This window comes from Streptomyces sp. URMC 124 (assembly GCF_051386455.1).
Lineage (GTDB): Bacteria > Actinomycetota > Actinomycetes > Streptomycetales > Streptomycetaceae > Streptomyces.
This window is the reverse complement of record NZ_JBPQTS010000041.1, coordinates 37,849-46,734: the sequence shown is the minus strand read 5'-3', so window position 1 is coordinate 46,734 and position 8,886 is coordinate 37,849. Positions and strand designations below refer to the sequence as shown.

8 protein-coding genes are annotated in these 8,886 nt (G+C 71.7%); 5 read left to right on the top strand and 3 right to left on the bottom strand.

Annotated elements, in window-relative coordinates; genetic code table 11:
- The 3 genes from ACSNOG_RS11690 to ACSNOG_RS11680 all read right to left on the bottom strand — a co-directional run.
- Positions 1-689: NADH-quinone oxidoreductase subunit C (locus ACSNOG_RS11690; RefSeq protein ID WP_436752527.1), on the bottom strand; the 689-nt coding region annotated here is incomplete at its 3' end.
- Positions 689-1,315 carry an NADH-quinone oxidoreductase subunit B gene (locus ACSNOG_RS11685; RefSeq protein WP_436752526.1) on the bottom strand — a complete coding sequence of 209 codons (627 nt, stop codon included), beginning with the start codon at positions 1,313-1,315 and terminating at the stop codon, positions 689-691. The genes ACSNOG_RS11690 and ACSNOG_RS11685, both read right to left, overlap by 1 nt.
- Positions 1,285-1,710: an NADH-quinone oxidoreductase subunit A gene (locus tag ACSNOG_RS11680; RefSeq protein WP_436752525.1), complete on the bottom strand. Its 426-nt coding sequence runs from the start codon at positions 1,708-1,710 to the stop codon at positions 1,285-1,287. The genes ACSNOG_RS11685 and ACSNOG_RS11680 overlap by 31 nt, the downstream gene beginning before the upstream one ends.
- Before the next feature lie 136 nt (positions 1,711-1,846).
- Between ACSNOG_RS11680 and ACSNOG_RS11675 the strand changes: the two genes are divergently transcribed.
- The 5 genes from ACSNOG_RS11675 (at position 1,847) to ACSNOG_RS11655 (ending at position 8,877) form a co-directional block, all read left to right on the top strand.
- The gene (locus ACSNOG_RS11675) at positions 1,847-3,067 is read left to right on the top strand and encodes a sensor histidine kinase (protein WP_436752524.1); all 1,221 of its coding nucleotides are present in this window, start codon (positions 1,847-1,849) and stop codon (positions 3,065-3,067) included.
- Between the two features lie 252 nt (positions 3,068-3,319).
- The gene (locus ACSNOG_RS11670; RefSeq protein ID WP_436752523.1) at positions 3,320-4,660 is read left to right on the top strand and encodes a sensor histidine kinase; all 1,341 of its coding nucleotides are present in this window, start codon (positions 3,320-3,322) and stop codon (positions 4,658-4,660) included.
- A gap of 247 nt (positions 4,661-4,907) precedes the next feature.
- Complete coding sequence (locus ACSNOG_RS11665) at positions 4,908-5,567, top strand: response regulator transcription factor (protein WP_281394828.1); 660 nt, start codon at positions 4,908-4,910, stop codon at positions 5,565-5,567.
- 273 nt (positions 5,568-5,840) lie between these two features.
- Positions 5,841-7,835 (top strand): 2-oxoacid:acceptor oxidoreductase subunit alpha, encoded by a 1,995-nt coding sequence (locus ACSNOG_RS11660; RefSeq protein ID WP_436752522.1) that lies wholly within the window; start codon positions 5,841-5,843, stop codon positions 7,833-7,835.
- Positions 7,828-8,877 (top strand): 2-oxoacid:ferredoxin oxidoreductase subunit beta, encoded by a 1,050-nt coding sequence (locus ACSNOG_RS11655; protein ID WP_436752521.1) that lies wholly within the window; start codon positions 7,828-7,830, stop codon positions 8,875-8,877. The genes ACSNOG_RS11660 and ACSNOG_RS11655 overlap by 8 nt, the downstream gene beginning before the upstream one ends.
- Positions 8,878-8,886 lie beyond the last annotated feature (9 nt).

Sequence of the window (8,886 nt, the reverse complement as noted above, 5' to 3'; positions counted from 1 at the left end):
GGGGGGAGCTGGCCCTTGAGGGGGCCCCACTCGTTGGGGTCGGGGACGCCCGGGGGAAGCATCTGGCGCCGCTTGGGGCCGCCTTCCGCCCCCTCCCCCGGCTCCTTGGCACCGGGCCAGGCCTTGGCCACGCGCGCCGCCAGGACGAAGTCCTTGCGCAGGGGGTGGCCCTCGAAGGCCTCCGGGAGGAGGAGCGGGGCGAGGTGCGGGTGCCCGGGGAAGTCGATGCCGAACATCTCGTGGGTTTCGCGCTCGTGCCACGCCGCGCCCGCGTAGACGCCGACGGCAGTGGCCAGCGCAGGCGCCTCGTGCGGCACGGTGGTGCGCAGGAGCAGGCGGCGCATGCCCCCGCCCCCGCCCGGCAGGGCACCCGGCAGCGCGGCCAGGTGGGCGCACACGCGGAAGCCCGTACCGGGCTCGTCCACGGCGCTCAGCCAGTCGAAGAAGGTGCAGTCCAGCCGGTCCCGGGCCGTTTCGAGCGCGGCGATCCACCGCTCGGCCGGGACGTCGACCGTGAGCAGGTCGTACGTCTCCTCCGCCGTGGCGCCCTCGCCGAAGAGCGCGGCCGCGCCGGCCGGCAGCCAGCCGACGACGGCCTCGGGAACGGGCTCGGCGGCGGGCTCGGTGGCGGGTTCCGTAGCGGATTCGGCGGCGGATTCGGCGGCCGGATCCGGCGTCGGCTCGGTCATCAGTTCGTCTCCTCCGGCGTGGCCGCCGGCGCCGGCGGCGGCGTCACCAGCCCGCTGCGCAGGGCGGCGGCGGACGCCCCCGCACCCCCGGCGGAGCCGTACCGCTCGCCGAGCGACTCCCGCGCGATCTTCTCCTGCAGCTTCAGGATCCCCTGGAGCAGCGCTTCCGGCCGCGGCGGGCAGCCGGGCACGTAGACGTCGACGGGGATGATCTGGTCGACGCCCTTGGTGACCGAGTACGAGTCCCAGTACGGGCCGCCGCAGTTCGAACAGGCACCGAAGGAGATCACGTACTTCGGCTCGGGCATCTGCTCGTAGAGCCGCTTGACGGCGGGCGCCATCTTGTCGGTCACGGTGCCGGAGACGATCATCAGGTCGGCCTGGCGCGGGCCGGGCGCGAAGGGGATCACACCGAGCCGGATGAAGTCGTGCCGCGCCATGGACGCGGCGATGAACTCGATCGCGCAGCAGGCGAGCCCGAAGTTGAAGACCCACAGGCTGTAGCGGCGTCCCCAGTTCAGGACGACCTTCATCGGCTCGGGAGCCAGCCTGGCCAGCGGGCCGAGACGACGGGGCTCGGGAAGGTCCACCGGTGTCACGTCCACTCGAGGACGCCCTTCTTCCATGCGTACAACAGACCCACGGCGAGGAAGCCGAGGAAGATGAACATCTCCACGAGCGTGGCTCCGCCGAAGCCCGGCGCGGCGAACACCGTCGCCCACGGGAACAGGAAGATCGAGTCCACCGCGAAGATCACGTACAGGAAGGCGTAGACGTAGTAGCGGATCTGGGTGTGGGCCCAGCCCTCGCCGACGGGGTCGACGCCGCACTCGTACGTCAGCAGCTTCTCGGGCGTCGGCACGACGGGCCGCAGCAGCCGCCCGGCCCCGAAGGCCACGGCGACGAAGAGCACCCCGACGACTGCGAGCAGCCCCACCACGGAATAGCTGTGGAAGTAGTCCGCAGCAAGGGGGACAAGGGCATGGGCATCGGCACTACTGCGCACGGTCGCCTCCGGCACGTCCGCCTCGCTCCCTGTCCCGCGTGTTCGACGTTCTGTACGCACGGGAGTCTAGGCCCTGGTGGGGTTATCCCCACCCTGCCCCACCCACGGTCCCCATGGCGGAGGCCCGTGGGAGCCGTGCAGGCTTGGGCGCATGACCGCCAGCAGTGCCGCGAGAAGCACGTCGAGTACATCACGCACATCGGACTCATCAGACAAATCCGGCGGTGACACGCTTCCCCCCGCCCGCTTCGCCTTCGACGCCCGGACGTGGAAGGAGGTCGCGCACCTCCTGCTCAACCTGTTCGAGGCGCTCGCCGGCTTCGTCTACGTGTCCCTGTGGCTCTACGCCGGCGTCCTGACGTCGCTGACCGTGATCGGCCTGCCCCTGCTGGCGGTGGGTCTGATGGGCGCCCGGCAGCTCGGCCGGCTGGAGCGCCGGCGGGCGCGGGCGCTGCTGGGGCTGCGGATCGAGGAGCCGAGCGCGCTCTCCCGCCAGCAGCGGGGCGGGGGCTTCTTCACCTGGCTGTGGACGACGCTGAAGGACCCGGTCGCCTGGCGCACCACCCTCTACGGGTTCATCCGGCTGCCCTGGGGCCTGCTCACCTTCGTCCTCACGCTGCTCCTGCTCTTCGTGGGCTGGCCGCTCCTCGGCCACATCGCGCGCGGCCTGACGAACCTGGACCGGGCGATGGTGCGCGGCCTGCTCAGCCCCTCCAGCGAGCTGGAGCGGCGGATCGCCGAGCTGGAGCAGGACCGCGGCGTGGTCGTCGACACCGCCGCCGCCGACCTGCGCCGCATCGAGCGCGACCTGCACGACGGCGCCCAGGCCCGCCTCGTCGCCCTCGCCATGGGGCTGGGCCTGGCGAAGGAGAAGGTGCTGGAGGACCCCGAGGCGGCGGCGCGGATGGTCGACGAGGCGCACGGCGAGGTGAAGCTCGCCCTGCAGGAGCTGCGCGACCTGGCCCGCGGCATCCACCCGGCCGTCCTCACCGACCGCGGCCTGGACGCGGCCCTGTCGTCGGTGGCGGCGCGCTGCACCGTGCCCGTGTCCGTCTCGGTCGACCTGGCCGAGCGGCCCGCGCCGGCCATCGAGGGCATCGCGTACTTCACGGTCTCCGAGCTCCTGCAGAACATCAGCAAGCACAGCCGGGCGCGGACCGCCGAGGTCGAGCTGTGGCGCAAGGACCGGCGGCTGCTGATCCAGGTGCGCGACGACGGCCGCGGCGGCGCCTCCACGGCCACGGGCAGCGGGCTGGCGGGGCTCGCGGAGCGGCTCGGCTCGGTCGACGGCCTGTTCGAGGTGGACTCGCCGCCCGGCGGCCCGACCGTCGTCACGGCGGAGCTTCCGTGGCGCGGACGCGCGGAGGGCTGAGCGCCCGCCCGTGCCGGACGGTTCCCGCAGGCCGGGCCCTGTTCCCGCAGGGCTCTTCCCGCAGGCCGGGCCCCGTTCCCACAGGCCTGTTCCCGCAGGCCCGTTCCCGCAGGCCGGGGCCGGTTTCCGTAGCCCGGGGGTGGGGACAGCCCCACCCCCGGAACACCTACTCGCTCCATGGTCCGGAGCTCCGTCCTCCGCGAGCCTTGAGGCACGGGGTACAGAGCAACCACCAGGAGATCGGACGACGACATGGCCATCGACTACGGACGGGCGGAGGCAGCGCGCCGGGCCCACCGCGTGCCCGCCGTACTGCGCGCGCCCCTGGAGGGCCGCACCTGGCGCGAGTTCCTCTACCTCCTGCTGAGCCTGCCGATGGCGGTCCTCACGTTCTCCTTCGCCGTGACGATGACGGCGGCGGGCATGGGCCTGCTGATCACCTTCGTGGGCGTGCCCGTGCTGGCCGCCGGTCTCGTCGGCGTACGGGCGCTGGGCGCCGTGGAGCGGGCCCGCGCCCGGGGCCTGCTGAAGCTGCAGGTCAGCGAGCCCGAGCCGGTGCGGCCGCGGAACGGCCGGCGCGGCCTGATGGCGTGGGTCGGGGCGCTCCTCAAGAGCGGCGTGTCGTGGCGGCACGTGCTCTACTCGGTGCTGCACCTGCCGTGGGCGATCGGGGCGTTCACCGTCTCCGTCGTGCTGTGGTCGGTCGGCTGGGCGCTGTTCCTGTATCCGGCCTACTGGTGGATGTACCCGAAGTGGTGGGGCCAGCCCGGCATGCAGTTCGGCGGCGACTCCGAGCACGGCGCGGGCCTCTTCGTGGACAACCCCTTCGAGATCGGCGTGACGTGCGTCGCCGGCCTGCTCCTGGTGCTGGCCACCCCGTGGGTGATCCGCGGCCTCGCCTCCGTCGACCGGCTGATGGTGAGCAGCCTGCTCGGCCCCTCGCGGCTCGCGGAGCGGGTGTGGGAGCTGGAGGAGGACCGCGGCGTGGTCGTCGACACCGCCGCCGCCGACCTGCGCCGCATCGAGCGCGACCTGCACGACGGCGCCCAGGCCCGCCTCGTCGCCCTCGCCATGGACCTGGGCCTGGCCAAGGAGAAGCTGGAGGAGGACCCGGAGGCGGCCGCCCGGATGGTGGACGACGCCCACGGCGAGGTGAAGCTCGCCCTGCAGGAGCTGCGCGACCTGGCCCGCGGCATCCACCCGGCGATCCTCACCGACCGCGGCCTCGGCCCGGCGCTGTCCGCGCTGGCGGCCCGCTGCACGGTGCCGGTGCAGGCGGAGGTCGATCTGCCGGCCCGGCCCGCGCCGGCCATCGAGGGCATCGCGTACTTCACGGTCTCCGAGCTCCTGCAGAACATCAGCAAGCACAGCGGGGCGCGGACTGCCCGCGTCGACGTGTGGGAGTCGGCGGGCCGTCTGATGCTCCAGGTGGGGGACGACGGCCGGGGCGGCGCCTCCACGGCCACGGGCAGCGGGCTGGCGGGGCTCGCGGAGCGGCTCGGCTCGGTCGACGGCCTGCTGGTGGTCGACTCGCCGCAGGGCGGGCCGACGACCGTCACCGCGGAGCTGCCGTGGCGGCCGTCCGCCGGATGACGGGGCGGGCAACCGCCGGTTGACGGGGGCGGGCAACCCGCGGATGACGAGGCGCGCTTCGCCCGGACGGCGAGGCGCGCTTCGGCGCGCCTCCGGGCCGCCGCCCGCAAGGCCGCGACCCGGCCGCGCCCCGGCCGTGACCCGGCCGCGCCGTCCCCGCGACCGGCAGCGATGCGGACTCCCTGCGTGACATGCTGGAGTCCTTCAATTGCTGCCGGACGGGGGGCCACAGGTCGTGGAGGACAGGGTGCGAGTCGTCATCGCCGAGGATTCGGTGCTCCTGCGGGAGGGCCTGACCCGGCTGCTGACCGACCGGGGCCACGACGTCGTGGCGGGCGTCGGCGACGGCGAGGCGCTGATCAAGGCCATCCGGGAGCTCGCGGACGAGGGCGCCCTGCCGGACGTGGTCGTGGCGGACGTCCGGATGCCGCCCACCCATACGGACGAGGGCGTGCGCGCCGCGGTGCAGCTGCGCAAGGAGCACCCGGGCCTGGGTGTGCTGGTCCTGTCGCAGTACGTGGAGGAGCAGTACGCGACGGAGCTGCTGGCGGGCAGCAGCACGGGCGTGGGCTACCTGCTCAAGGACCGGGTCGCCGAGGTCCGCGAGTTCGTGGACGCGGTGGTGCGCGTCGCGCGCGGCGGCACCGCGCTGGACCCCGAGGTCGTCGCCCAGCTGCTGGGCCGCAGCCGGAAGCAGGACGTGCTCGCGGGGCTCACTCCGCGCGAGCGGGAGGTCCTCGGCCTGATGGCCGAAGGGCGTACGAACTCGGCCATCGCCAAGCAGTTGGTGGTGAGCGACGGAGCCGTCGAGAAGCACGTCAGCAACATCTTCCTGAAACTTGGGCTTTCCCCTAGTGACGGGGATCACCGGCGCGTGCTGGCCGTGCTGACGTACCTCCGCTCCTGATCATCTGACACGACGTCAGCTATGGGCAGTCGCCCTGGTGAGAGGGGGCGGCCACGCGAGGACCTAGCACCAAAGGCCTAGAGGGCGGGTACGGGGCGGACGGCGCCGAAGGGACGCCGAAACCGCCTCATACCCGGACAAGCGGAAGCGGTATGCCCCGCTTCTTCTTGTGATCCATCCCAGGTAGGCAGCCCTTACCCACGTACGATGGCCGTGGGAACGCCGGTCGGGCACCACCGTGTGCGCGCCGCCGCCAGAGGGAGGTCCGAAGCAGTGACCAGCCAGGTCAGCAGCCCGGCCGAACAGGCCGAACCAGCCGAGCAGCCGGGCGGAGCCGCCGCCCCGCCGAGCGCGGGACAGGCGCCGTCGCCCCTCGCCGCGCCACGCGACCCCGCCGAAGGGGCCGCCTCCTCGAAGGAGGTGCGCCGGCTGGACAGGGTGATCATCCGTTTCGCGGGTGACTCCGGGGACGGCATGCAGCTGACCGGCGACCGCTTCACGTCCGAGACCGCGAGCTTCGGCAACGACCTGTCCACCCTGCCGAACTTCCCCGCCGAAATCCGCGCCCCCGCCGGTACCCTCCCGGGCGTCTCCTCCTTCCAGCTGCACTTCGCCGACCACGACATCCTCACCCCCGGCGACGCACCGGACGTGCTCGTGGCGATGAACCCGGCAGCGCTCAAGGCCAACCTCGCGGACGTCCCGCACGGCGCGGAGATCATCGTCAACACCGACGAGTTCACCAAACGCCCCATGGCCAAGGTCGGCTATGACACCAGCCCGCTGGACGACGGCACCCTCGACGCCTACCACGTCCACCCCGTCCCGCTGACGACGCTCACGATCGAAGCGCTGAAGGACTTCGGGCTCTCACGCAAGGAAGCCGAGCGCAGCAAGAACATGTTCGCGCTGGGTCTGCTGTCGTGGATGTATCACCGGCCGACGCAGAGCACCGAGGCGTTTTTGCGGAAGAAGTTCGCGAAGAAGCCGGAGATCGCCGAGGCGAACGTCACGGCGTTCCGGGCGGGGTGGAACTTCGGGGAGACGACGGAGGACTTCGCGGTCTCTTACGAGGTCGCGCCCGCCACCTCCGCCTTCCCCGCCGGTACCTACCGCAACATCTCGGGGAACCTGGCCCTGTCCTACGGGCTGATCGCCGCGGCCCGGCAGGCCGACCTGCCGCTCTACCTCGGCTCCTACCCCATCACCCCCGCATCCGACATCCTCCACGAGCTCTCACGTCACAAGAACTTCGGCGTGCGCACCTTCCAGGCGGAGGATGAGATCGCCGGTATCGGGGCGGCGCTGGGTGCGGCGTTCGGTGGTGCGCTGGCGGTGACGACGACCTCGGGTCCGGGTGTGGCGCTGAAGTCGGAGACGATCGGTCTGGCGGTCTCGCTGGAGCTGCCGCTGCTGATCGTGGACATCCAGCGCGGCGGCCCCTCCACCGGCCTGCCGACGAAGACGGAGCAGGCGGACCTGCTGCAGGCCATGTACGGCCGTAACGGTGAAGCACCTGTTCCCATCGTCGCGCCGAAAACCCCCGCGGACTGCTTCGACGCCACCTTGGATGCGGCGCGGATCGCGCTGGCCTACCGCACTCCGGTCTTCCTGCTCTCCGACGGCTACCTCGCCAACGGCTCCGAGCCCTGGCGGATCCCGGAACCGGACGAACTTCCCGATCTGCGGGTGCAGTTCGCCACCGGTCCCAACCACACCCTCGCTGATGGCACCGAGGTGTTCTGGCCCTACAAGCGCGACCCGCAGACCCTCGCCCGCCCCTGGGCCGTCCCCGGCACCCCGGGCCTGGAACACCGCATCGGCGGCATCGAGAAACAGGACGGCACCGGCAACATCTCCTACGACCCCGCCAACCACGACTTCATGGTCCGCACCCGCCAAGCCAAAACCGACGGCATCGCGGTGCCGGACCTCACCGTCGACGACCCTTCGGGGCAGGCCCGCACGCTCGTCCTGGGCTGGGGCTCGACCTACGGGCCGATCACGGCGGCCGTGCGCCGCGTCCGCGCCGAAGGCGGCCACGTCGCCCAGGCGCACCTGCGCCACCTCAACCCCTTCCCCGCCAACCTCGGGGACGTGCTCGCCACGTACGAGACCGTCGTCGTGCCGGAGATGAACCTGGGCCAGCTCGCTTCGCTGCTGCGGGCCCGCTATCTGGTCGACGTCCGCTCGTACACCCAGGTCAGCGGCATGCCGTTCAAGGCCGAGCAGCTCGCCACCGTGCTCAAGGAGGCCATCGATGACTGAGGCACTGAAGCTGGTGCCCAAGGCCGAAGCCCAGCAGTCCATGAAGGACTTCAAGTCCGATCAGGAAGTGCGCTGGTGTCCCGGCTGCGGTGACTACGCGATCCTCGCCGCCGTCCAGGGCTTCATGCCCCAACTCGGCCTCGCCAAAGAGAACATCGTCTTCGTCTCCGGCATCGGCTGCTCCTCCCGCTTCCCCTACTACATGAACACCTACGGGATGCACTCCATCCACGGACGCGCACCCGCCATCGCCACCGGCCTCGCCACCAGCCGCCGCGACCTGTCCGTCTGGGTCGTCACCGGCGACGGCGACGCCCTCTCCATCGGCGGCAACCACCTCATCCACGCCCTCCGCCGCAACGTCAACCTCAAAATCCTCCTCTTCAACAACCGCATCTACGGGCTTACCAAAGGCCAGTACTCCCCCACCTCCGAGACGGGCAAGATCACCAAGTCGACCCCCATGGGATCGCTGGACGCGCCCTTCAACCCCGTCTCCCTGGCGCTTGGCGCGGAAGCCTCGTTCGTGGCCCGGACGGTGGACTCCGACCGCAAGCACCTCACCGAGGTCCTGCAGCAGGCCGCCGAGCACCCCGGCACCGCCCTGGTGGAGATCTACCAGAACTGCAACATCTTCAACGACGGCGCCTTCGAACCGCTGAAGGACCGTGACCAGGCCAAGGAAGCGGTCATCCGCCTCGAACACGGCCGGCCCATCCGCTTCGGCGCGGAGAACGACAAGGGCGTCATCCGCAACGCGGCCACCGGCGACCTCCAGGTCGTCCGGGTCACCCCGGACAACGAGGCCGCCGTCCTCGTCCACGACGCCCACTCCGCGTCCCCGACGACCGCCTTCGCCCTCTCCCGCCTCGCCGACCCCGACACCCTGCACCAGACGCCGATCGGTGTCTTCCGCAGCGTCGAGCGGCCGGTGTACGACACCCAGATGGCCGACCAGCTCGAAGCGGCGATCGAACAGAAGGGCAAGGGCGACCTGGCGGCGCTCCTCGCCGGGAACGACACCTGGACGGTCGTCGGATAGGTGAGCCGA